The organism is Pseudoclavibacter endophyticus (assembly GCF_008831085.1).
Taxonomy (GTDB): domain Bacteria; phylum Actinomycetota; class Actinomycetes; order Actinomycetales; family Microbacteriaceae; genus Pseudoclavibacter; species Pseudoclavibacter endophyticus.
In genome coordinates this window covers 30287-53219 of the sequence record NZ_WBJY01000004.1, presented here as the reverse complement: position 1 = coordinate 53219, position 22933 = coordinate 30287, and the positions used below count along the sequence as shown (strand labels likewise).

The 22933-nt window shown below is 70.0% G+C and carries 20 protein-coding genes and 1 riboswitch; of the genes, 9 read left to right on the top strand and 11 right to left on the bottom strand.

Annotated elements, in window-relative coordinates; genetic code table 11:
- Positions 1 to 29 precede the first annotated feature (29 nt).
- Complete coding sequence (locus tag F8O04_RS13175; protein ID WP_225735070.1) at positions 30 to 1706, bottom strand: thiamine pyrophosphate-binding protein; 1677 nt, start codon at positions 1704 to 1706, stop codon at positions 30 to 32.
- A 147-nt stretch (positions 1707 to 1853) separates the two neighbouring features.
- On the opposite strand from F8O04_RS13175, the gene F8O04_RS13170 reads away from it, so the two are divergent.
- Both F8O04_RS13170 and F8O04_RS13165 read left to right on the top strand, forming a co-directional pair.
- Positions 1854 to 2762 carry a LysR family transcriptional regulator gene (locus F8O04_RS13170; protein WP_158029861.1) on the top strand — a complete coding sequence of 303 codons (909 nt, stop codon included), beginning with the start codon at positions 1854 to 1856 and terminating at the stop codon, positions 2760 to 2762.
- Positions 2763 to 3019: 257 nt separating this feature from the next.
- Positions 3020 to 3319, top strand: a complete 300-nt coding sequence (locus F8O04_RS13165; protein WP_308420221.1) for an HNH endonuclease — start codon at positions 3020 to 3022, stop codon at positions 3317 to 3319.
- A gap of 157 nt (positions 3320 to 3476) precedes the next feature.
- On the opposite strand, the gene F8O04_RS13160 is transcribed toward F8O04_RS13165, so the two are convergent.
- Both F8O04_RS13160 and F8O04_RS13155 read right to left on the bottom strand, forming a co-directional pair.
- Positions 3477 to 3989 (bottom strand): nuclear transport factor 2 family protein, encoded by a 513-nt coding sequence (locus F8O04_RS13160; protein ID WP_225735069.1) that lies wholly within the window; start codon positions 3987 to 3989, stop codon positions 3477 to 3479.
- A gap of 146 nt (positions 3990 to 4135) precedes the next feature.
- On the bottom strand, positions 4136 to 5902 hold the full coding sequence (locus tag F8O04_RS13155; protein WP_158029859.1) for a GNAT family N-acetyltransferase: 1767 nt from the start codon (positions 5900 to 5902) through the stop codon (positions 4136 to 4138).
- Between the two features lie 42 nt (positions 5903 to 5944).
- Here F8O04_RS13155 and F8O04_RS13150 point away from each other — a divergent pair, with 42 nt between their 5' ends.
- The 3 genes from F8O04_RS13150 (at position 5945) to F8O04_RS13140 (ending at position 7990) form a co-directional block, all read left to right on the top strand.
- A complete protein-coding gene (locus F8O04_RS13150; RefSeq protein ID WP_158029858.1) occupies positions 5945 to 6739 on the top strand; it encodes an alpha/beta fold hydrolase in 795 nt (264 codons plus the stop codon).
- A 125-nt stretch (positions 6740 to 6864) separates the two neighbouring features.
- On the top strand, positions 6865 to 7587 hold the full coding sequence (locus tag F8O04_RS13145; protein WP_158029857.1) for an SRPBCC domain-containing protein: 723 nt from the start codon (positions 6865 to 6867) through the stop codon (positions 7585 to 7587).
- Between the two features lie 58 nt (positions 7588 to 7645).
- Positions 7646 to 7990, top strand: a complete 345-nt coding sequence (locus F8O04_RS13140) for a metallopeptidase family protein (protein WP_158030123.1) — start codon at positions 7646 to 7648, stop codon at positions 7988 to 7990.
- Between the two features lie 7 nt (positions 7991 to 7997).
- On the opposite strand, the gene F8O04_RS13135 is transcribed toward F8O04_RS13140, so the two are convergent.
- The 5 genes from F8O04_RS13135 to F8O04_RS13115 form a co-directional block, all read right to left on the bottom strand.
- Complete coding sequence (locus F8O04_RS13135) at positions 7998 to 8495, bottom strand: AAA family ATPase (protein ID WP_158029856.1); 498 nt, start codon at positions 8493 to 8495, stop codon at positions 7998 to 8000.
- The gene (locus F8O04_RS13130) at positions 8492 to 9334 is read right to left on the bottom strand and encodes an energy-coupling factor transporter transmembrane component T family protein (RefSeq protein ID WP_373285886.1); all 843 of its coding nucleotides are present in this window, start codon (positions 9332 to 9334) and stop codon (positions 8492 to 8494) included. Before F8O04_RS13130 ends, F8O04_RS13135 begins: the two co-directional genes overlap by 4 nt.
- 44 nt (positions 9335 to 9378) lie before the next feature.
- Positions 9379 to 10821, bottom strand: coding sequence for an ABC transporter ATP-binding protein (locus tag F8O04_RS13125; RefSeq protein WP_404821158.1), 1443 nt, complete (start codon positions 10819 to 10821; stop codon positions 9379 to 9381).
- 77 nt (positions 10822 to 10898) lie between these two features.
- On the bottom strand, positions 10899 to 11594 hold the full coding sequence (locus tag F8O04_RS13120) for an ECF transporter S component (protein WP_158029854.1): 696 nt from the start codon (positions 11592 to 11594) through the stop codon (positions 10899 to 10901).
- 48 nt (positions 11595 to 11642) lie between these two features.
- Positions 11643 to 11751, bottom strand: a riboswitch (TPP riboswitch).
- A gap of 43 nt (positions 11752 to 11794) precedes the next feature.
- Positions 11795 to 12199 carry a hypothetical protein gene (locus tag F8O04_RS13115; protein WP_158029853.1) on the bottom strand — a complete coding sequence of 135 codons (405 nt, stop codon included), beginning with the start codon at positions 12197 to 12199 and terminating at the stop codon, positions 11795 to 11797.
- Between the two features lie 161 nt (positions 12200 to 12360).
- Between F8O04_RS13115 and glgX the strand changes: the two genes are divergently transcribed.
- The 3 genes from glgX to treZ all read left to right on the top strand — a co-directional run bounded on the left by glgX (position 12361) and on the right by treZ (position 18902).
- Positions 12361 to 14550 (top strand): glycogen debranching protein GlgX, encoded by a 2190-nt coding sequence (gene glgX / locus F8O04_RS13110; protein ID WP_158029852.1) that lies wholly within the window; start codon positions 12361 to 12363, stop codon positions 14548 to 14550.
- Positions 14551 to 14676: 126 nt separating this feature from the next.
- Entirely contained in the window at positions 14677 to 17055 is a 2379-nt protein-coding gene (gene treY, locus F8O04_RS13105) for a malto-oligosyltrehalose synthase (protein WP_158029851.1), read from the top strand.
- Positions 17055 to 18902, top strand: coding sequence for a malto-oligosyltrehalose trehalohydrolase (gene treZ, locus F8O04_RS13100; protein ID WP_188726509.1), 1848 nt, complete (start codon positions 17055 to 17057; stop codon positions 18900 to 18902). The genes treY and treZ overlap by 1 nt, the downstream gene beginning before the upstream one ends.
- A gap of 284 nt (positions 18903 to 19186) precedes the next feature.
- On the opposite strand, the gene F8O04_RS13095 is transcribed toward treZ, so the two are convergent.
- The 3 genes from F8O04_RS13095 to F8O04_RS13085 all read right to left on the bottom strand — a co-directional run bounded on the left by F8O04_RS13095 (position 19187) and on the right by F8O04_RS13085 (position 21397).
- On the bottom strand, positions 19187 to 19855 hold the full coding sequence (locus tag F8O04_RS13095; RefSeq protein ID WP_158029850.1) for a GyrI-like domain-containing protein: 669 nt from the start codon (positions 19853 to 19855) through the stop codon (positions 19187 to 19189).
- Positions 19856 to 19926: 71 nt separating this feature from the next.
- Positions 19927 to 20061 (bottom strand): hypothetical protein, encoded by a 135-nt coding sequence (locus F8O04_RS15190; RefSeq protein WP_263971343.1) that lies wholly within the window; start codon positions 20059 to 20061, stop codon positions 19927 to 19929.
- 49 nt (positions 20062 to 20110) lie between these two features.
- On the bottom strand, positions 20111 to 21397 hold the full coding sequence (locus tag F8O04_RS13085; protein WP_158029849.1) for a DNA polymerase IV: 1287 nt from the start codon (positions 21395 to 21397) through the stop codon (positions 20111 to 20113).
- 169 nt (positions 21398 to 21566) lie between these two features.
- On the opposite strand from F8O04_RS13085, the gene F8O04_RS13080 reads away from it, so the two are divergent.
- A complete protein-coding gene (locus F8O04_RS13080) occupies positions 21567 to 22913 on the top strand; it encodes a UDP-glucose dehydrogenase family protein (protein ID WP_158029848.1) in 1347 nt (448 codons plus the stop codon).
- Positions 22914 to 22933: the final 20 nt, after the last annotated feature.

The window sequence follows — 22933 nt, the reverse complement described above, 5'->3', positions numbered from 1 at the left end:
GCGGGGGTGGTCGTCCCAGTGGGCGGGACCTAGGTGTGATCGGGGCCGTGGCCGGCGGCCATCAGCCAGGAGGGGCGGCCGGTGATCTTGGCGTCGACGAGCAGGGGGCGCTCGCGCGGGGACTCGAGCCAGGCGCGCACGGGGCCGAGGTCGTCCATCGAACGCACCGTGACGCCGTCGCAGCCATACCCGCGCGCGATCGCCGTGATGTCGGTGTCGGGAAAGCGCACGATCTCCTGCTCCTGCGCGGTGGAGTCGGGGAAGAGGTGCACCTCCGCGCCGTACGCGCCGTCGTTGTAGACGAGGATGAGCATGCCGAGCCCGAGTCGCGCAGCCGTCTCCAGCTCGGCGGCCGCCATGAGCAGCGATCCGTCGCCCACACCCAGGATGGTCAGGCGGTCCGGTCGCGCGATCGCGGCCCCCACGGCGCTGGCGAGCCCCATGCCGATCGCCTGGAACGACAGCGGTAGAACGAACCCCGCGTCGTCGGGCACGCGGAGGTGGGCGCCCGGGTAGCAGTTGACGTTGCCGCCGTCGACCACGACCGTCCGTTCGATCGGCGCCAGCGCGTCGATCGCGTTCGTCAGCTCGGCGGGGTCCACGTAGCCCGGCTCGTCGATGCGCTCGACGGGTTGGTCTTTCCAGTAGCGCGACGCGTCGACCCGCTCGCGGACGTCGGGGGTGCGGTACCCCGTGCGGCTGGGCGCGGAGGCGAGGAGCGCGTCGCGGGCGGCACGCGCCACCGCGCCGGCGTCGCCGACGAGGCCGAGATCGACGAGCCGGTGGAGGCCGATCGCCTCGGCGCGGTCGTCGACCTGCACGAGCCGGGTGCCGTCGGTGAGCGATCCGGCTCGGGTGGTCCACGTGTTCAGGGCGGCGCCGAACGCCACGATGAGGTCGGCCTCGCGCACGAGGGCGGCCGCGCCGTCGGTGGCGAACCCGCCCATGACGTCGAGCGCCCACGGGTCACCCTCGAAGACCCCCCGCGCGCCGCCCGAGGCGATCAGGAGAGCGCCCGCGGCCTCGGCGAGCGCGCGGATGTCGTGCTTCGCGGCGCGCGAGCCGCGCCCGCCGATGATGACGGGTCGCTCGGCGCTGGCCAGCAGCTCCGCGAGGGACGCAACCTCGGCGGGGTCGATGGCGACCGGGGGCGCGGTCAGCTCCGTGGCGGGGCGGGCGGCCGGGTAGGCGATCAGCTCGGCCTGGATGTCGAGGGGCATCGAAAGGACGACGGTCTTCCGCTCGAGCTGTGCCGCGCGGTAGGCCCGCGCCGCGTCCGCGATGGCGGATCGGGCGCTGTGGAGACGCATGGGCGTCGCGCCGACGGCCGCGACGGCGGCGTCCTGGTCGATGTGGAAGTTCGAGGTGACGTCGCCCTGCGCGGTGTCGGCGGCGAGCACGAGCACGGGCGTGTGACACTTGGCTGCCTCGGCGATGCCGGTCAGGGCGTTCGTCAAGCCGCAGCCCTGGTGCAGCGAGACTCCGGCGACGTCGCCGGTGACGCGGGCGTACGCATCCGCCATCGCGGCCGCACCCATCTCGTGCCTGGCCGCCGTGAACCGCGCTCCGCCGCGCAGCAGCGCATTCGTCACCCGGAAGTTGCCGCTCCCCACGACCCCGAAGACCTGGGCCATGCCCAGCTCAGCGAGTACCTGCCCCACCGCGTCCGCCACGCTCATCGCGCCCGGTCCAGAAACTGTCGCCATCGCGTCTTCGCACCCTCCACCGGGCGTCCTCGACCGGTCTCCGTCACCGCCGGTCCTCGTCGACCGGTCCTGTCACGCTAAGCCCGCGCGTCAGGTGCGTCCAATAGATAGTCGGCATCCCCGTCATGCACGTGCTAAATATCTTGGATGGAGACCACCGTCGATCTCAACCTGTTGCGCACGTTCGTCGTCGTGTACCGCGCGCGCAACATCACGCGCGCCGCCGAGACACTTCACCTGTCGCAACCGGCCGTGAGCCACGCGATCCGGCGCCTGCGAGAGCACTTCGACGATCCGCTATTCGTCCGCACCCGCGCGGGAGTGACACCCACGCGGCTGGCCGCCACCATCTACGCCGACGTCAACGGCGCGGTCTCGCAGCTCATGGTGAGCACGCGTGAGGGCAGGCGCTTTGATCCCGCCACGTCGACGCGTCGGTTCCGGCTCGCGCTGACCGATCTCGGCGAGGCCGGGCTGCTGCCGCGCATTCTCGAAGCGACGGGCAGCGCCGGATCGGGCATCCAGATCGAGACCGTGCCGCTCGACATCGAGACGGTCGCGCAGTACGTGCTCTCCAGCGACGTCGACGCCGCGATCGGCAGCTCCGCCGTGCCGGGGCCTGTCAACCAGGAGATCCTGTTCCACGACCGCTACGGGTGTCTGGTGCCCGAGGACCTCGATGCTCCCGACGGTGTCGTCACCGTGGACGATCTCCGCCGCCTGCCCGAGGTGCGGGTGGGTCCGTCGGCGGGGCACCGCAAGATCACGGAGGCCGTCGCGACGCTCGGCGCAGGCATCCTCTCGGATACCCCGCACGTGGAAGTGAACCGCTTCACGTCGTTGCCCCGCATCGTGGCACTGTGCGGCTTCTTCGCGATCGTGCCGGTCGATGCGTTCACTCGGCTGATCCCGGGGCTGGAGGGGACGAAGCTGCTCGAGTTGCCGTTCGAGTCGCCGCGCACGGGCGTGCACCTGATCTCGCACCGCGACACCGCCGCATCCGCGGCCCACGCCTGGTTCCTCGACACCATACGAACGGCGCTCGCGGGGGACTGATCGCGTGCGACGACGGCGCGTGCTCGCGCACTCGAGCGGAGTCAGGTGCACCTTGCTGAGTGGTTCTCAAACCCGCGCAAGGCCGATGCCTGGAACGCGTATGACGAGGACCCGCCACCCGGCAGCATCGATCACGACAGGAGCGGTGTTGAGAGTACGGTGAACACGTGCCTCCCGGTCGCAAGTTCCCCCCTGCTTCGAGGTCAGTTGCGGCTCACGCAAGGTATGCCAAACGGAGAAAGCAGCGGCTGGCACGCGTGGATAACGACCTCACACCCGAGCAATGGGCCGGCATCCGCGATGCGTGGGGCGGCTGCGCTTACTGCCAAGTAACGGATGTTGCCATGCAGCGCGATTGCATCATGCCGATTTCTCGCGGTGGCCGGTACACCCTGGAGAACGTGGTCCCGGCTTGTGCGTCGTGCAACGCGAGCAAACACACTGGCGAGGTCACTGCGTGGCTTCGTCGAAAGAAGCTGGACGAGCGAACCTTCCTCGTTCGCCACGCAACGATCTTGAACGAACTCCGCTCTGCAGAAGACCAGAACGACGCATGAACACGTAGGCCGAAAGCCCCCGCCGAAAGGGGTTCACGTTAGCGGCAGCCGCCTCAGGCTGCCGCGCGGTCTCACGCCAGAAACGATGATTATCGGCTGACATTCCGCACGATCTGCTCACCGAAGCCACGAACCGCACCACCGCGTGGCGAGAGATTCACCCGTCGATGGGGCCCGCGACCGCCTCGGCCTCTCCGGTCTCGGCGACGGCGCGCAACGCCCGTTCGAGGATCTGGAGGTCTTCGATGGTTTCGACCGACGTGACCTTGCCCCAGACCAGCGTCATGAGCTGAAAGACCGTGTTCTCGTAGCGGATGCCGCCCGGCAGGTCGCCGGAGACGGAGGACCGTACCGCGACCATCGTCCGCCACGGGCCGCCGGAGACCAGAACGTCGTGGACGTCGAACCGGACTCCCGGCAGGAGCTTCATCACGCGCTGCCACCAACGGATCATCGCGTCTCGACTCGTCCGTCGGCCTCCGAGCGCATGGTCACCATGAAAGCGGTACTCAAAGGACGGGGCCAGCCCGTCGACCATCGCCATGTAGTCGCCGCTGTTGATCTTCTCGAACGTCGATCGCACCTTCGCTCTGACGAATCGCTGGTACATGCCCTTCCCTCCCCCGGTCGGCGTTGCCGCTGGAATCCCGCTCGCACCGCCCTCGGTCACTGCATCATCATTCGGTAAACGATGTGCGGGCGACGATGCCGTCAACGCCGACCGGCTGGCGGCGGGGGCATAACTCATCCCCTTCTCACTTTTGCGAGGCAGGTGACGCGGGCCGCCGGTGCGACCGTTCCTCCCCGTCTCGCTCCTCAGAGATCACGGGTCAGCCCGGCCTGTGTGGACGCGTAGCCGAGCGCTCGGAAGAAGTCGTGCGCGCGCGAGCGCGACAGGTCGGTCGTGAGCTGCGCGACGGTCGCCCCCCTGGCTCGCCCATGGCCGTGCGCCCACTCGAGCATGGCGGTGCCGAGCCCGCGCGAGCGTTCGTGGGCGGCGACGCGCACGCCCTCGATCTGCAGACGCGTGGCACCGGCCCGCGAGAGGCCGGGGATGACCGTGAGCTGCATCGTTCCGACGATGCGGTCGCCCTCGTCGCGCACGGCGACGAGGTAGTGCGACGAGTCGTGGGCGATCGCATCGAACGCGGCCTCGTAGTGCGCGAGCTCCGCCACCTCGCGGTCGCGGCCGAGCTCGTCGTCGGCCAGGAGCCCCACGATGGCGGGCACGTCACCGCGCGCTGCGCGCTGCACGCGGAAGTGCCGATTGCCGAGCGTGAGGAGACCCCCGACGGATGCTCGCGCCTCCGAACGCAGATGCGTCACGAGGGCGTCCAGCCACGCGCCGACGTGCTCGCGGCCCTGGGCCGTGTCGGGGTATCGGCATCGCAGGTGCAGCCCCTGGGCGTCGAGGATGAACCAGAGCATGACGCCGTCGGTGAGGATCGTGGCGCCGACGTACTGGGCCTCGAGGCCGAGGGAGTCGATGCGAACGGGCAGCCGGCGCAGGTCGAGCCACGAGATGGCGAACATGCGGGGCGCCTCGGGCATGCCGCCCCAGGGTTGGAGCACGTCGGCGAGCGGCCAGGCGCCGAGTTGCACGGCCTCTTTCACGGCGGCGGCGCATGCGACCGGGTCGGGATCGACGGACTCAATGACCGAGTTGGTGATGAACCAGCCGACCGAGTCGAGCCACGTCGCGTCATAGCGGCTGTGCACCGGGAAGACGGCGCGCAGCGGGCTGCCGGCAAGCTCGTGGGTCACGTGCGTCATGGCCGACACGACGAGCGCGAGCGTCGAGACGCCGTAGTCGCGCGCCTGCGCCGAGAACGCGGCGACGTCATCGACCCCGAGCACATCGCGCACCTCGACCCGCTCCCGCTGCGGGCTCGGTTCACCGAGAGACAGCGGGAACCTCGGCATGGCGTCTCCGCTCGCGGCGAGCACCTCGGCCCAGCGCCGGCGCACGTCCTCGGGGGCGGTCGGCCGGTCTTCGAGTGCGCGCGTGTGCTCGGCGAACGCGGGCGCCGGGTCCAACTCGGGGTGCCGCCCCTCGCCCGCGGCCGCGAGTGCGGCGAGCAGGTCGCGGCCGAGGACCAGCATCGACCACATGTCGACGTGCGAGTGGTCGGCCGCGATCACGATCGTCGGCCCATCGGCCGTCTCGAGCACGCACAGCCGGTGCGATGGTCGGCTGAACGGCGTGCACGTGGCGTCGATGACCTCACGCAGGGCGTCGCTCACCGTCTGCCCCGGCGCGATCTCGTGCGGCGCCCACTCCCCCTCGCCGATCTCAACCTCCCGCAGTACGAGCCCGCCGTCGTCGCCGCGCTCGAACACCGACCGCAGGGTCCCGTGCCGGCGCACCACCGCGAGCCACGCCGCCGCGAGGGCCGCGCGAGGAACCGGCTTGGGCAGGCGCAGTGAAACGGCCATCCACGAGCCCGCACGGTCGCCAACGCTGACGTGTCGGTGCTGGTCGAACGAGATGGGCAGCATCCGGTCGGTCGGCGTCACCGTCACGTTGTAGCCCACGAGGCGGCCGAAGGGGAGCCGAAGATGCGCCACGTTGGTGAGCCGCATGGCGGTACTCTAAGGCACCCCATCTTCGCGCACGGAGCCACCATGACGACCTTTGTTGTTCCAGGTGCCGTGCTCGACGTCGAACTGAGCGACGAGGGCGGCCACCCCGTCGTCCAGCTCCATGGCCTGACGTCGAGCCGTCGCCGCGACCGCGTGCTCGACCTTGACCTCGGGCGGGGGCTCAGCGGCACGCGCCTCCTGCGATACGACGCCCGCGGGCACGGCCGCTCGACAGGCCGCGCGGAGCCGAGCGACTACCGGTGGCAGGTGCTCGCCGACGACTTACTGCGGCTGCTCGACGCCTGGTTCCCCGGCGAACAGGTGCACGGGGTCGGGCCGTCCATGGGTACCGCGACACTCCTGCACGCCGCCGTGCGCGACCCCGAGCGATTCGACGGGCTGACGCTGCTGTGCCCGTCGACGGCGTGGGTGACGCGCGGGCCCAAGGCGGAGGCCTACCGAAGCGACGCCGACCTCATCGAGCGCGAGGGCTTCGCCGCCTTCGTCGAGGCGGGCGAGGGAGCCCCGCCGCCTCCGGCCACGGTCGGAACGCCGCATACCGTTCCTGACGTGGCCGAGCGCATCCTGCCGTCGTTGCTTCGCGGCGCCGCCATGAGCGACTATCCGAAACCTGACGCGCTGCGAGACGTGACCGCACGCGCCACGATCCTGGCATGGGTCGACGATCCGGCGCATCCGGTGTCGACCGCGGAATTGCTCGCGGAACTGCTCCCTGACGCAGAGTTGCACGTCGCCGCGACCCGGGAAGACGTCCTGCGCTGGCCGACGATCCTGCGCGACGACGTGGCGAGGCACGGCACTCCTCACCCAGCATGAGCGCAGAGGGCGCCGATCCCCGCCGCCCGCCGGGCTTCTCGCATCTCGAATTGTGACGATTCGTCGGGCATCGCTCGGGTTGGTGTCGGAGGATGGCCACGCCCTTTCGCCAGTGAGGAGTCGCCATGACCGTGCCAGGGAGCAACGACACCCGACAGGATGCCGCCGAGACCGAGACCGGTCCAGTCGAGGCGACGGATGCACCCGGCACCCCAGATCCTCTCGGCGAGTGCGACTCGATCGAGCGGCGCGTGTTCGTCACGGCGGCACGCCCCGGCGCCACCGGCCCGAACGTCGCGGTGCGACTGACGCACCGCTTCCCCGTGCAGGTGACCGAGCTCTGGGACGCGCTGACGCGGGCGGATCGCCTCGCGCAGTGGTTCGCCCCCGTTTCGGGCGAGCTTCGCCTCGGCGGCCACTTCCAGGTCGAGGGGAACGCGGGCGGAAGCATCGAAACGTGCACGCCGCTCGAGGGCTTCGCGGTGACGTGGGAGTTCGGCGACGGCGCGTCGATCGTGACTGTCGGCATCGCCGAGAGCGAGGGCGGCACGCGGCTCACGCTCGAGCACGACGGCGAGGTGCCCGAGGACTTCTGGCGGGAGTTCGGTCCCGGCGCGACGGGCGTCGGCTGGGACCTGGCGTTCTTCGGGCTTCGCCAGCACCTGACGACCGGTGCGGATGCTCCGCCCGAGACCACCGAGTGGGCGACGAGCGATGAGGGGCTCGCGTTCGTCGCGGCGAGCAGCGGTCGCTGGGCCGACGCGTCGATCGCGGCGGGCACGGAACCGTCCGACGCGCGCGCCGCGCGGGACCGCACGACGGCCTTCTACGTCGGCGAAGCCGAATAGGGCGGCGCCGACGGAGCCGAGAGGCGCGCTCGCATGCGCGACAATTGCCCCCATGCCGATGCAGATGGACGCCGACGAGTTCGAGCGGCTCGTGGTCGACGAGCTCGACGAACTGCCCGACGAGATGGTCGACGGGCTCGAGAATGTCGTGTTCCAGGTCGAGGACCGGCCGGCAGACGGCTCGCTGATCCTCGGCGTCTACGAGGGGTTCGCCCTCACGGAGCGCGGCCAGTACGGCTTCGGTGAGCTACCCGACCGCATCGTGTTGTTCCGCGAGCCGCTGCTTTCCATCTGCGACGACGAGGACGAACTCCGCGACGAGGTGCACACGACGCTCGTGCACGAGATCGCCCACTTCTATGGCATCGATGATGCCGAGCTCCATCGCCTCGGGTGGGCGTGACACCGCGTCAGTCGGCCTGGCACCACACGAGGTGGGCGAGTTCGGGCGACCGCTCGCGCGCGTAGAAGGCGCGCTCTTGATCGCTCCAGAGGCCCCACCACCAGTCGTCGCCGCCGCGCGTCAAGGCGCGCTGGCGACGCTTCGTTTCATCGAGCTCGATCCAGATCGAGACGTCGGCCAGCGCTCGGTTGGCACGCGAGAGGGCGCCGCATCCCTCGACGATGACGGCTCCTCCTGGCTCGATCAGCGCCTCGTCGCCGTAGCGGTCGGCGAACCAGTCCCAGCGGCGATAGATCGCGTCTCGTCCCCGCGCGAGCGGCTCGAGCACGTCGCGGGTCGAGGCCTCGCTGCCGGCCTCGAGACCGCCCCACCCCGGGTACAGGTCGTCGAGGTGCACGACCGTTGCCCCGAGCAGTGGCGCGATGCGGTCGGCGAGGGTCGTCTTGCCCGAGCCCGAGCGCCCGTCGATCAGCAGGATGCGCGTGTGCGCCCGCGCGTCGCTCATGCCGTCACGCTTTCGCGTCCGCCACCGATGATGAAGTTCCAGTTGCCGGTCGCGACCGAGGTCACGATGGCGGCGATGGCGATGAGGCACACCGCCACGACCAGCGCCGCGTCGCGCCGACCGAAGCGCGATTCGCGCGCCCAGGTGCGGTGCGGAAGGGCCCCGAAGCCGCGCGCCTCCATCGCGGTCGCGAGCTTGGTTCCACGACGGATCGACAGCACGAGCATGGCGAAGCCCATTCCGAGGAACCGACGCAGCACGTGCTGGTCGCCGAGCCCTCTCGCGCGCCTCGCGAGCGACATGGCTCGCCAGTCGTCGACGAAGAGACCGACGAGCCGGAACGCCGCGAGCGCGCCGATCACGAATCGGTGCGGGAGGCGGACCACCTGAGCGAGCCCGTCGGCGAGATCGGTCGGATCGATCGTGATGAAGAGCACGACGGCCGGCAGCGCGATCGCGAGCACGCGGATGCACGTGGCGATCGCGAGATCGATCGACCCGTCGGAGATCTGCACGAGCCCCCACTGCAGATGCATCTCGCCCGACGCCCGACCGTAGAGCAGCGTCGTGACGCCCGTGAGCGGCGCCGCGACGAGCACGGGCCACGTGCGCAGGAAGAACCGCCGCAGCGTGAGCCCTGCGAAGCAGAACAGCACGAGCTCGAGTGCGAGCGCGATCGTCGCCGAAACCCAGTCGATCGACAGCAGGAGGACGGCCGCGAGGAACAGCGCCGCGCCCAGCTTCGCGACGGGGTTCGCACCGCCGATGCCGGATGCGCGGGGCGGGACGACGTGCGAGCTCGCGTCCGTGTCACCCTGGTCATCCCCGGTCCGGGGCACCGGCGCCGGCGCCGGCTCAGGGGAGCGCGCGTGAGCAGGCCCGGTCACGCGACACTCAGGGCCGCCTGGCCCCCTGCATCCATGATGCGTGCCAGCTCGAGTGTCTCGCTCGCGAGGGCCGCGACGAACCGCGAGTCGTGCGAGACCGCCACGATCGCACACCCGTCGTCGAGCAACGCCGCGCACCGGTCGACCATGTGGCGCCAGGTGCGCCGGTCCTGCCCGAAGGTGGGCTCGTCGAGCACGATGACCCGCGGCCGCGTTGCGAGCACGGTGGCGACGCTCAGCCGACGCTGCTGACCGCCCGACAGCTCGAATGGGCTGGCGTCGGCCAGCTCCACCAACCCGAGGCCGCGCAGCATGTCGTCGACGCGCGCGTCGACATCATCGCGGTCGCGGCGCAGAGCTCGGAGCCCGACGGCGATCTCGTCGCGCACCGTGCGGGCGACGAACTGGTGCTCCGGCTGCTGGAACACGGTTCCGATTCGCGTGATGAGGTGCTTCGACCGCCACGACCGCACGTCGGCACCGAGACCTTCGGCGAGCGCGGGCGTGGCGAGCACCTCGCCGGCGAGGGGTGGGTGAAGCCCGCCGAGCGTCATCGCGAGCGTCGACTTGCCAGAGCCGTTCGGGCCCACGATCGCGAGCAGGTGCCCCGACCTGACCGTCACGTTAAGGTCGCGCTGCAACGGGGCCGCGCCGCGCCAGCCGATCTCGAGATCACGCGCCTCGAGCAGGGCTTCGCCCGGAGACGACGGGGTCTCCGGCGCCTGGCCGTCCGTACCCTGGGCCCGCGATTCCGCGCGGGCCCGAGGCGCGATCTCGACGGGCCGCCCGGGCAGCCACACGCCGGCGGCAACCAGCTCGTCGCCGTGCTCGGCGACCACGCGCTCGAGGGGGCCGTCGTGCACGATGCCGCTTGGTCCGACCACGACGAGCCGGTCGACGTGGGGCGCCCACACGTCGACACGGTGCTCGACGACGACGACCGTGAGCCCGCCGTCGTCGGCGATGCGCCGGACGGAAGCCACGACGTCGCGGGTGCCTGACGGGTCGAGGTTCGCGGTCGGTTCGTCGAGCAGCAGCGCCCCGGGCCGCATCGCGAGCACTCCCGCGAGCGCGAGTCGCTGCTGCTGCCCGCCCGACAGGGCGTTCGTCGGATGCTCGTCCGGCACATCGAGCCCCACGGCGGCTTTCGCCACGGCGACCCGCTGCCAGATCTCGTCTCGGGGGACGGCGAGGTTCTCGCAGCCGAAGGCGATGTCGTCGCCGACGCGGGCGAGCATCACCTGCGAGTCGGGATCTTGCAGCACGAGCCCGCACGCGCCGCGAGCCTCGCGGGCCGGAACATCGTCGATCGTGAGCATGCCGGTCTCGTCGCCGTCCTCGTCGTCGCCGAGCACGCCGGCGATCCCGGCGAGCAGTGTCGACTTGCCGGCACCGGAGGCGCCGACGACAAGTACGCGCTCGCCCGGCTCGATCGTCAGGCTGAGGCCGGCGACCGCCGGTGCATCCCCACCGGCATGCCGCCAGCCCCAATCAACGGCACGGATGCGCGCGCCGGTCAGGAGCGACCCTCACGACCGGAGGCGAAACGCCTGAGCGCCCCCGTCGCGGCGATGGCCCTGAACAGCAGCCAGCTGACGATGCCCGCGAGCAGAGCACCGGACGTGATGACGGAGACCGAGTAGATCGCCATGAACGCGGGACCGGCGCCCACGTACCAGACGATGTTGTCGGTGATCGCGGCGGCCACGCCTGCGCCCGCACCGGCGAGCATGGCGACGGGCAGCGTGAAGCGGCGGTACCGGAAGGCGGCGAATGCCAGCTCCGCGCCGAGACCCTGCACGATACCGCTGACCAGTGTCAGCGCGCCCCACTCGGTGCCGACGAGGGCGCTGACCGACGCGGCGACCACCTCGACGAAGAAGGCCGCGCCCGGCTTGCGGATGATGAGGCCCGCGAGGACGCCGCCGATGAACCACGGCCCGCCGAGAATGCCCTGGAAGCCGGGCAGGATCGCCTCGACGGGTGCGCCGACACCGCGATACAGCTGGCCCCAAAGCCAGAACAGGAGGCCGCACGCGACCGCGAGCACCGCCGCGACGACGATGTCAACGGTGCGCCACCGCCGACGCGGGGCAGCGGCGTGCGCGGTGCCCGCGCCTGGCCGGGGGCCCGGAGATGCGGATGGCGCGGCGGCGGATGCGGTCGCGTCGCCGTGGTTGGACGGATTCGTCGATGAGTCATCGGTGCGCATGGCGTGCTCTTTCTCTGTGAAAGTGCACGGGTCGAGCCTCGCGGCGCGAAGCCCGGAGAAGTGCCTCCCTGCGCCGGCATGACCCGGATCAGGTTCGACGGTCGAAGGCCGCAGCCTTCCTCTCAGCCCGGTACGCCGGACTCCCGTGTTGCCGCAATGCTAGCCGACTCCGCGTCGTCGCGACGGCCCGCCTGACGGTGCTACTTCTTCAGCGCCTTGACGAGCCGCGGCAGCGTGCAGCCTGCGACCAGCGCAAGTGGCAACACCGCGACGAGCAGGGCGATCACATTCGGCTGGAAGCGGGTGCCGAACTCGTCGTTGATGTACGCGCCGATCGGCACGCTCATACCACCGCCGCCCATCCCGGCACCGTTGCCGCCCCGGTGGGACGCGTCGCTGCCCGAGTCGTCGGCACCCTGGCCACTGCCGCCCGAGCCGCCGGACTTGCCGCCGAAGTCGCCCTGACCTTCGCCGCCGCCGAAGCCGAGAGTGGCCATCGCGACCGGAATGACCTCGGCGCTGCCGAGTTGAACCTTGTCGCCGTAGGCCATGGGCACGCCCATGCGCTTGAGATTGTCGAGAAGCTGCTCGTTGATGCCTGCCATGGGCACCATGCTAGGCAGGTGGCGCGAACGGTGCCTGTGCATCTACGGCCCATGCGCGCCCGTTTCGCGTCTTGCGGGCCCGCTGCGCCCCGGCGGCAACCCGTCGGGTAGCTTTAGTGCGTCGGTCGCCCCACCACCGCATCCCAATCACTGGAGGTTTCATGCAGAGCTGGCCCGGATCGGCTTATCCCCTGGGAGCAACGTTCGACGGCACCGGCACCAACTTCGCCCTCTTCAGTGAAGCCGCGACGAAAGTTGAACTCTGCCTCTTCGACACCGAGGGCACCGAGACGCGAGTGAAGCTGCACGAGCAGGACGCGTACGTGTGGCACTGCTACCTGCCGCAGGTGCAGCCAGGGCAGCAGTACGGCTACCGCGTGCACGGCGACTACGACCCTCCGAGCGGTCAGCGCAACAACCCGTCAAAGCTGCTGCTCGACCCGTATTCGAAGGCGATCACCGGAGAACTCGTCTGGGACCACTCGCTGTTCAGCTACGACTTCGGCGCTCCGGACAGCTACAACGACGAAGACTCGGCTCCCCACATGAAGCGGTCGGTCGTCGTCAACCCGTTCTTCGACTGGTCGGGCGACCGCGCCCCGCGCACCCCGTATCAGGACAGCTTTATCTACGAGGCGCATGTCAAGGGCCTCACGGCCCTCCACCCCGACATCCCGGAGGAGCAGCGCGGCACGTACGCCGGCATCGCGCATCCCGCGATCATCGAGCATCTCAAGCGGCTCGGCGTCACCGCCATCGAGCTCATGCCGGTACACCAGTTCGTGCACGACGCCACGCTGCTCGAGAAGGGGCTGCGCAACTACTGGGGCTACAACACCATCGGCTTCCTTGCCCCCCACGACGAGTACAGCTCCTCGGGCTCCCTCGGCCAGCAAGTGCAGGAGTTCAAGGGAATGGTGAAGGCCCTGCACGCCAACGACATCGAGGTCATCCTCGACGTCGTCTACAACCACACCGCGGAGGGCAACCACCTCGGCCCGACGCTGAGCTTCCGCGGCATCGACAACGCCGCGTACTACCGGCTCGAGCCGAACGACCTCCGCTACTACACCGACTACACGGGCACGGGCAATTCGTTCAACATGCGCCACCCGCACTCGCTGCAGCTCATCATGGATTCACTGCGCTACTGGGTCACCGAGATGCACGTCGACGGCTTCCGTTTCGACCTCGCCTCGACGCTCGCGCGCGAGCTGCACGACGTCGACAAGCTCTCGGCGTTCTTCGACCTCGTGCAGCAGGACCCGGTGGTCTCGCAGGTGAAGCTCATCGCCGAGCCCTGGGATGTGGGGCCTGGTGGCTACCAGGTGGGGAACTTCCCCCCGCAGTGGACCGAGTGGAACGGCCAGTACCGCGACACCGTCCGCGACTTCTGGCGGGGCGAGCCGTCAACGCTGGGCGAGTTCGCGAGCCGCATCTCGGGCTCGGCCGACCTCTACGAGCACTCCGGCCGCCGCCCCTTCGCGTCGATCAACTTCGTCACCGCGCACGACGGGTTCACGCTGCGCGATCTCGTCTCGTACAACGAGAAGCACAACGACGCGAACGGCGAGGACGGCCGCGACGGCGAGAGCCACAACCGCAGCTACAACCTCGGCGTCGAGGGCCCCGCCGACGACCCCGAGATCAACGCGATGCGCTCCCGTCAGCAGCGAAACTTCATCGCGACCATGCTGCTCAGCCAGGGCGTGCCGATGCTGCTGCACGGCGACGAGTTCGGGCGCACGCAACAGGGCAACAACAACGTGTACGCCCAGGACAACGAGCTCAGCTGGGTGCACTGGGAGTCGGCCGACGAACCGCTCGCCGAGTTCACGAGGGCCATCGCCAAGCTGCGGAACGACCACCCCACGTTCCGACGTCGCCGGTTCTTCAACGGCCGCGTCATCGACCGCGGCGAGGGCGACGCGCTGCCCGACATCGTGTGGCTCAACACGGACGGGACGCAGATGCGCACGTCCGACTGGAACAGCGAGTACGTCAAGTGCATGGGCATGTTCCTCAACGGAAACGCCATCGCGGGCCGAGACGACCGGGGGCAGGAGATCGTCGACGACGACTTCATCGTGTACTTCAACGCGAGCGACTCGGTCGTGCCCGTCACCCTGCCGGTACACCAGATCCAGCAGCGATGGTCGTCGATCATCGACACGGCGGGCATCCGCGCCGACGGCGAGGTCTTCAAACCGGGCGCGACGTTCGACCTGCAGGCCCGCTCGCTCGTGGTGCTGCGGGAGTTCGACGAGCCCGAGCCCGAGCCCGACCACTCGGTCGCTGCCTCGGTCGCAACGCTCACGCAACCGATCTCGATCGTCACCGCCCCGAAGTAGCGCCCGCGCGTCGCTGCGGAATGACGGCGTCTGCACGATGATGGATGCACGGGGTCGACGTGCCGGGCGCGAGCGCACGGCAGCATCCGGCACCGCCACCGGCAATGACGGCAATCAGGAAGCGCAATGGACACCCCGACGAGCACCTACCGCCTGCAACTGACGCCTGAGTTCGGTTTCGACAAGGCCCGCGCCGTCTTGCCGTACCTTCGCGGGATCGGCGCCGACTGGATCTACCTCTCCCCTGTCCTGCAGGCCGCATCCGGTTCGACCCACGGCTACGACGTGGTCGACCCGACGCGCGTGAGCGACGCCCTCGGCGGGCCGGAGCGGTTCCGCGCGCTCACCGACGCGGCCCACGAGGCGGGCATGGGCGTGCTCGTCGACATCGTGCCGAACCACCTCGGCGTGCAGGTGCCGCGCGAGAATGCGTGGTGGTGGGACGTGCTGCGTCACGGCGAGGCCTCGGAGCACGCGCGCGTCTTCGACATCGACTGGGCCGCGGGCGACGGTCGCGTGCTGCTGCCGGTCATCGGCGATGACGACATGCCGACCGTCCCGGGTGCGCCGATCGGCAACCTCGTCGTCGACCCCGCGGCGGGCGTCCTCCGGTACCACGACAACGAGTTCCCGCTCGCGCCAGGCAGCGCGGAGGGCGAGCCGCCGAGCGACGCGCCGGATGCCGCGGCCGAGCAGCTCCTGACGGGCGATGCGGCCATGCGCGTGCACGCCATGCAGCACTACCGGCTCATCCACTGGCGCCAGGGCGACTTCACGCTCAACTACCGGCGTTTCTTCACGGTCACGGGCCTCGCAGGGGTGCGCGTCGAAGACCCGGACGTGTTCGAGGCGACGCACGCCGAGATCCTGCGCTGGGTGCGGGAGGGGCTCGTCGACGGCCTGCGCGTCGACCACCCAGACGGGTTACGCGATCCCGCCGGCTACCTCGAACGACTCGCCGAACGCACGGGCGGCGTCTACGTCGTGGTCGAGAAGATCCTCGAGCCGGGCGAGCGCCTCGAGGCCTCGTGGGCGACGACCGGCACGACCGGCTACGACGCGCTCGGCGAGATCGACCGCATCCTCACCGACCCCGAAAGCGAGGGTGCCCTCGACGAACTGACGAGCGCCCGGACTGGCAGCGACCCGCGCGACTGGCACGCTCTCGTGCACGAGATGAAGCGCGACATGACTGACGGACCCTTGCACGCAGAGGTGAACCGGATCACGCGCGAGCTCACGAGCGCCGGCGTCGACCACCCGGACATCGTCGACGCTGTCAGCGAGCTGCTCGCCTGGTTCCCCGTTTACCGCACCTACCTGCCCGATGGCGGCGAGCACCTCGACGAGGCCGTGCGAGGGGCGCGCGCCGCCCGTCCCGACCTCGACGAGGCGATCGACGCGGTCCTGCCCGCCCTGCGAGACCCGGAGCATCCCGCCGCCCAGCGCCTGCAGATGACGAGCGGAATGGTCATGGCCAAGGCCGTCGAAGACCGCGCGTTCTACCGGTACTCCCGCCTCACCTCGCTCAACGAGGTCGGCGGCGACCCGTCGGTCTTCTCGATCTCGCTCGAACAGTTCCACGAGCTGCAGCGCGAGCGGCAAGCGACGTGTCCCCTCACGATGACGACGCTGTCAACGCACGACACGAAACGCGGCGAAGACGTCCGCGCCGCGATCACGGTGCTGAGCGAGGTGCCGGAGCTGTGGGAGGACACGCTCGTGCAGCTGATGGAGGCGGCGCCCATCTCGCATCCCGGCTTCGCGAACCTGCTCTGGCAGGCAGTGGTCGGCGCTTGGCCGGCCACGCGTCAGCGCCTCAAGGACTACGCGCTGAAGGCGGCGCGCGAGGCCGGAGACCGAACGAGTTGGACGATGCCGGATGACGGGTTCGAAGGCGAGCTGCGCGCCGCGGTCGACGCCGTGTTCGACGATGCGGTCGTCGCCTCGCTCGTGCAGAACTTTGCCGAGCAGATTCGCGAGGCCCGCAACTCGAACGCGCTGACGGCCAAGCTGATTCAGTTGACGATGCCCGGCGTGCCCGACGTGTACCAGGGGTCGGAGCTGTGGCGGAACACGCTCGTCGACCCCGACAACCGGCGACCCGTCGACTACGGGGCGCGCGCATCGGCACTGCAGGGCATCCTCTCCGGAGTCCTGCCACCGATCGATCACACGGGCGCGGTGAAGCTGCTGGTGACCGCCGCCGCCCTCCTGCTGCGGCGCGATCGTCCGCAGCTGTTCGACTCGTACGAACCCGTCGTCGCGACCGGGCCGGCGGCGCAGCACGCCGTCGCGTTCAGCCGCGGCGGCGCCATCACGGTCGCCACGAGGCTGCCGCTCACACTCGACGATGGAGGGGGCTGGGGCGACACGATGCTGCACCTGCCTGAAGGTGAATGGATCGACCAGCTGACGGCGCGCCCCTATCGCGGCGGCTCCCCGGTGTCGATCGCGGCGCTGCTCGGCACGTACCCCGTGGCGCTCCTCGCGAGGGCCGAGTGATGCGGCGCGAGATCCCGTTCGACGTCTGGGCACCGCGTGCCTCGAGCGTCGAGCTCGTGCTCGACCCCGGGGACCGAAACATCGTCGTTCCGATGCGTGCCGCGGGCGGTGGCTGGTTCTCGCCCGAGCGGCACGCGGCGCTCGACGAGCCCGAGCTCGACTTCGGCTACCGCATCGACGGGTCGGATGCCCTGGTCCCGTCGCCGACGTCGCGCCGGCTCCCGCACGGGGTGCACGGCCCATCCCGCACCTTCGATGCGACGTCGTTCGAGTGGACCGACCGCGACTGGCGGGGACGCCGGCTCGCGGGCGGCGTGATCTACGAGCTGCACATCGGAACGTTCACGCAGGAGGGCACCCTCGACGCGGCGGCGCAGCGGCTCGGCGAGCTCGTCGACCTCGGTGTCGACTTCGTCGAGCTGATGCCCGTGAACGCCTTCAACGGTGCTGAGGGCTGGGGCTATGACGGCGTCGCCTGGTATGCCGTGCACGAGGCCTACGGCGGGCCGCGCGCCTACCAGCGCTTCGTGAACGCGTGCCACGAGCGCGGGCTCGGCGTCGTGCAAGACGTCGTCTATAACCACTTGGGTCCGTCGGGCAACTATCTCGGCCAGTTCGGGCCCTACCTGCAGTCGGGCACGTCGACGGGGTGGGGTGAGCTCGTCAATCTCGACGGGCCCGATTCCGACGAGGTGCGCCGCTACATCCTCGACAACGCCGCGATGTGGTTCGACGACTATCACGTCGACGCGCTTCGGCTCGACGCCGTCCACGCGCTCCGCGACACGCGCGCGACGCACGTGCTCGAAGAGCTCGCGCGCGAGACCGAGGTGCGCTCGGTCGGGCTCGGCCGCCCGCTCTCGCTCATCGCCGAGTCGGATCTCAACGACCCGCGCATGATCACGCCCGTGACGGCCGGCGGCCTCGGCATTGACGCCCAGTGGGCCGACGACTTCCACCATGCCGTGCACGCCGCCATTACGGGCGAGCGCAGCGGCTACTACGAGGACTTCGCCGAGCACGGCTTGGCCTCGGTCGCGAAGGTGCTCGAGCGCGGGTTCTTCCACGACGGCACCCTCTCCACCTTCCGCGAGCGCCACCACGGGCGGCCGCTCCCCGACGCGACCGCGACCTGGCGACTGGTCACGTGCATCCAGAACCACGACCAGGTCGGCAATCGGGCGGCGGGTGATCGCTTCGGGCAGACGCTCAGTGATGACCAGCTCATCGTCGCAGCCGCGCTGCTGCTCACGGCCCCGTTCACGCCCATGCTGTTCATGGGTGAAGAGTGGGGAGCAGCGACGCCGTTCCCGTTCTTCTCGTCGCATCCGGAGCCCGAGCTCGGCGAGGCGGTCTCAGCGGGCCGCGCGCGCGAGTTCGAGCGCATGGGCTGGGACCACGACGCCGTGCCCGACCCGCAGGCCCGCGCGACCTTCGAGAGCGCCAGGCTCGACTGGTCGGAGCGGTCGACCGCCCGCGGCGCCCGCGTGCTGCACGCCTACCGAGATCTCATCCGGCTGCGGCGGGAGCTGCCAGACCTCGTCGATCCGCGCCTCTCCGCCCGGCGCGCGGTCGTCGACGAGCAGGCCCGCACGCTCGTGCTGGCGGCCGGCCAGGTGCGGGCGGCGTTCAACCTGAGCGACGAGCCGCGGGAGGTCGCGCTGGAGGCCGGCGGTGCTGACGGCGCCGATGGGCCCGGCGACGCCGACGGGCCCAGCGGCCTGTCACTCGCCTGGCAAAGCACGGGCGCGGTGCGGATCACCGGCGCGGATGGGCGGGATGCGCGGGGCCCCGCCGCGCGCACGCTCGCGCTGCCGGCGTGGTCGGCGGCGGTCGTCACGGCGTAGCCGAGGTTCTGTAAACGCACCTACCTCTCGCACGAGCAAGAAGGTGAGGCCGGAGCGTGGGCCACAACGATCAAGAACAGGGAGCGGCGACGGGCACGCGCAGGTGATGATCGCGTATGACCTGGATCGAGCCGGGCGGTACGTGACCCCAGGGACGTGAAAGGTCTGATTGACGCGAAGCTGCACGGCGGGTTCACCGTCCTGATCTGGGCCGCGATGGGCCAACACGCCGCCTGTGACACGGCCCATCTACGTCCACGTCCGTTCAGGAAAAACGAGGAACGTCAGGCTTGGAGCGAGTGGGAACGTCGACAGTGAGGGATCTCAGTTGCCGAGGAGGCCAGAACGGGTTGGCGGAGTATCGTGCGTAGCTTGTCGGGGGTCACCTTGCGGAAGTCGCTGAAGTAGACCTCGTGGTGCTTGCCGTCCACGCGCAGGCCGTTCTGCGGGATGAACTCGCGGTGCATGCGGTCCAGCACAGGCCCCTCGTCATCGAACGAACCGAGGTGGAGCGTCTGCACGCAACGTCCCTCCGATAGCGTTTCAAGGCGAACATCATCCAAGCGCATGGGGCTGTTCTTCGCTCCGGCTCGATCAACCGCGCTTAGAAACGAAGCGCGGCCAATCCAGTCAGGAACCATGAGCATCATCGTCCAGTCCCACTGGGATTTGTCGCGCGAGACGGTGAAGGCGTCCATGTCCTCCGCCCACCACAGTCCCTCCAGCGGTGGAACGACGTAGTCGCGCTCAAGCTCTCGCTTGCTGATGAACTTGAGCTTGTAGGCGACGGGGTACAGCGAGGCGAGGGCTTCAGCGTAGGTCGGGGAGGTGTTGGGGTCGCCGTGCCCATCGATCATGAGGTACTGCATGTCGGGAACATCAACGATGCGGAACTTATCGCGCGGGGCTCGGTAGCTGTCGAGAGCCTTCTTGAAGTCGATCTTGTCAGTCATCGGATACCTGGACTCGGGTAGCGAGCCACGACCTTTCTGCCCCCAAGATGCTCAGCGAGTATGAGAACACTTCACGTGCAGCGAGCGGGAGAGGGGCCTGGGATCGACTCCGCGAAGTCGTCCGCTTCGCGCGGGCTTGCAAACACGCCGAGGATCGTGTTGTGGGGCGAGTCGTCGTGCTGCGCGATCCAGACAGCTTCCGTCACGGTCGCCTACCGTATCCGTCAGCCGTGCCAGACGCGCGCCCACGGGCGCTCACCCTCGGTCCGGCGCGTTCGGCCGCTCGGTGAGTCCCTGGCGGCCGTCGCGCCGCTCGCGCCGGCCCAGCAGCGACGCCGGGCGCACGGCTTCGCGGCCGAAGCGCTCGGTAGCCCGGTCGACGGCGCGTTCCGCGGCCTCCCACTCGTCGTCGTGGTGTTCGTCCCACAGGGTCGCGCTCGTCGCCGTTCCCGTCTCGACGAGATCGCTCGCGCGCACCCCGATGAGCCGCACTGGCCGGCCGTCCTCGTGCGCCTCGTCGAGCAGTTCGCGCGCGACCCGGAAAATGGTGCGCCCCGTGTCGCTCGCGTCGCTGAGCGTGCGAGAGCGCTGCAGCGTCGTGAAGTCGGCCCACCGGAGCTTGATCGAAACGGTGCGGGCCACGAGTCCGGCCCTCCGCAGGCGCTGGGCAACGGCATCCGCCTGCGCCCGCACCTCGCGCTCGAGCGCCGCGTGGCTCGGCTCGTCGTGCGCGAACGTCTGCTCGTGGCTCACCGACTTCTCGCGGCGCTCGGTAACCACCCGCCGGTCGTCGCGGCCCCACGCGAGCTCGTGCAGGCGTTCGCCGGACGCCCGCCCCAGAATGCGCACGAGCGTTTCGACGGGGGTGTGGGCGAGCTCGAAGACGGTGTCGATGCCGCGTCGCTTCAGCGCGTCGCCCGTCGCCTGCCCAACGCCCCACAGCGCGCCGACGGGCAGCGTGTGCAGGTACGGCACCGTCTCCTCGGCGGGGATCACGAGCAAACCGTCGGGCTTGCACGTGCTTGAGGCGAGCTTCGCCACGAACTTCGTCGATGCAGCGCCGACCGAGCACGTCAATCCGGTCTCGTGCTTCACCCGCCGGCGGATGAGTCTCGCGATCTCGGTCGGCGAGCCGAACATCCGCCCCGCCCCCGATACATCGAGGAAGGCCTCATCGATCGAGAGCGGCTCGACGAGGGGCGTGATCTCGCCGAAGACGCGCATGATCCGCTCGGAGGCCTCGCGATACTTGTGCATGTGTCCCTCGAGCACCACCGCGGACGGGCAGAGCTGCAGTGCACGCGCCATCGGCATGGCGCTGCGCACGCCGTAGCGCCGCGCCTCGTAGCTCGCGCTCGACACGACACCCCGTCCCGAAGCGCCGCCGACGATGACGGGCGTGCCGAGCAGCTCCGGCCGCTCGAGCAACTCGACCGCCACGAAGAACGCGTCCATGTCGACGTGCAGGATCATCGCGGACGCGTCGTCGAGCCCCGCCGGCGTCATGCCGGTGCGGCGCTCGCCGAAGTCTTTGCGCGTCATGACCCCAATTGTCGGCGACGCCGCCGACAATCGCGCGCGGCCTCCACTCTGCTGCGACCCACGACCCGGTGTTGCGGGTGCGCGTGTGTGCGCAAGGAGTGGTTCACTGTGCGGTGGAACACTGGGGAGTCCGGTTACGAGTCATGGCCGGAGCGAGGAGCATCAACACATGCGGATTTCGGTCATCGGCTGCGGGTATCTCGGAGCCGTTCACGCGGCCGGCATGGCCTCCCTCGGCCACGACGTCATCGGAATCGACATCGACGCCCGCAAGGTCGAGGCGCTCACGCGCGGCGAGGCCCCGTTCTTTGAGCCGGGCCTGCCGGAGCTGCTGCGCGAGCAGGTCGACTCGGGCCGGCTGCGGTTCTCGACCGATCTCGAGCTCGCGCGCGGGGCGCGGGTGCACTTCCTGGGCGTTGGCACGCCGCAGCAGCGCGACTCGGATGCCGCCGACCTGACGTACGTCGACGCCGCGATCGCGGGGCTCGCTCGCATCGTCGGGCCGGGCGAAGTCGTCGTCGGCAAGTCGACGGTCCCCGTGGGCACCGCGAGCCGGCTGCTCGAGTGCATCCTCGACGCCCAGCCCGACGCGTCGCTCGCCTGGAACCCCGAATTCCTGCGCGAGGGCTTCGCCGTCACCGACACGCTGCGGCCCGACCGGCTCGTGTACGGCGTGCGCGGAGGCGATGACGCCGAGCGCGAGGCCGGCGAACGCGACGCGGCCCTGCTCGACGAGGTCTACGCCGACCTGCTCGAAGCCGACACCCCTCGCCTCCTGACCGACCTCGCGACCGCCGAGCTCGTGAAGGTGAGCGCCAACGCCTTCCTCGCCACCAAGATCTCGTTCATCAACGCGATGGCCGAAATCTGCGAGCAGACCGGCGCCGACGTGACCATGCTCGCCGACGCGATCGGCCTCGACCCACGCATCGGACGCCGCTTCCTCAACTCCGGGCTCGGCTTCGGCGGCGGCTGCCTCCCCAAAGACATCCGCGCATTCCAGGCACGCGCGAACGAACTGGGCGTCGGCGAATCGCTCCACTTCCTCCGCGAGGTCGACGGCGTCAACCAACGCCGCCGCGCACGCGTCGTCGAGCTCACCCGAGAGCTCACCGGCGGCCACGAACGCCTCGACGGCATCACGGTCGGCGTGCTCGGGCTCGCGTTCAAACCCAACAGCGACGACACGCGCGACTCCCCCGCCCTCGACGTCGCGCGACAACTGCTCGACCTCGGCGCGACCGTGCGCGGCTACGACCCCGAAGCGTCAGCGAACGCCGCCCGCGTCGTACCAGAACTCGCCCTCACCGACTCCCCCGCCGAGGCGCTGCGCGGAGCCGACATCGCGATCGTGGCAACCGAATGGCAAGAATTCCGCGACCTCGACCCCGCATCCCCCGAACTCCGCGATACCGTCGCATCCGCCCGCATCATCGACGCCCGCAACTGCCTCGACGCCACCGCCTGGCGCGCGGCCGGCTGGACACTCCGCGCCCTCGGCCGAGGCACCACCTGACCGCCGCGCACCCCGCCCGC

Bases quoted from the DNA above. Each gene is read 5' to 3' on its own strand.
- F8O04_RS13150 (WP_158029858.1), top strand. From the start codon at position 5,945: ATGACGACCTTTGTTGTTCCAGGTGCCGTGCTCGACGTCGAACTGAGC.
- F8O04_RS13175 (WP_225735070.1), bottom strand. From the start codon at position 1,706: ATGGCGACAGTTTCTGGACCGGGCGCGATGAGCGTGGCGGACGCGGTG.
- glgX (WP_158029852.1), top strand. From the start codon at position 12,361: ATGCAGAGCTGGCCCGGATCGGCTTATCCCCTGGGAGCAACGTTCGAC.
- F8O04_RS13140 (WP_158030123.1), top strand. From the start codon at position 7,646: ATGCAGATGGACGCCGACGAGTTCGAGCGGCTCGTGGTCGACGAGCTC.
- treZ (WP_188726509.1), top strand. From the start codon at position 17,055: ATGCGGCGCGAGATCCCGTTCGACGTCTGGGCACCGCGTGCCTCGAGC.
- treY (WP_158029851.1), top strand. From the start codon at position 14,677: ATGGACACCCCGACGAGCACCTACCGCCTGCAACTGACGCCTGAGTTC.
- F8O04_RS13135 (WP_158029856.1), bottom strand. From the start codon at position 8,495: ATGAGCGACGCGCGGGCGCACACGCGCATCCTGCTGATCGACGGGCGC.
- F8O04_RS13095 (WP_158029850.1), bottom strand. From the start codon at position 19,855: ATGACTGACAAGATCGACTTCAAGAAGGCTCTCGACAGCTACCGAGCC.
- F8O04_RS13080 (WP_158029848.1), top strand. From the start codon at position 21,567: ATGCGGATTTCGGTCATCGGCTGCGGGTATCTCGGAGCCGTTCACGCG.
- F8O04_RS13120 (WP_158029854.1), bottom strand. From the start codon at position 11,594: ATGCGCACCGATGACTCATCGACGAATCCGTCCAACCACGGCGACGCG.
- F8O04_RS13155 (WP_158029859.1), bottom strand. From the start codon at position 5,902: ATGCGGCTCACCAACGTGGCGCATCTTCGGCTCCCCTTCGGCCGCCTC.
- F8O04_RS13170 (WP_158029861.1), top strand. From the start codon at position 1,854: ATGGAGACCACCGTCGATCTCAACCTGTTGCGCACGTTCGTCGTCGTG.
- F8O04_RS13145 (WP_158029857.1), top strand. From the start codon at position 6,865: ATGACCGTGCCAGGGAGCAACGACACCCGACAGGATGCCGCCGAGACC.
- F8O04_RS13115 (WP_158029853.1), bottom strand. From the start codon at position 12,199: ATGGCAGGCATCAACGAGCAGCTTCTCGACAATCTCAAGCGCATGGGC.
- F8O04_RS13085 (WP_158029849.1), bottom strand. From the start codon at position 21,397: ATGACGCGCAAAGACTTCGGCGAGCGCCGCACCGGCATGACGCCGGCG.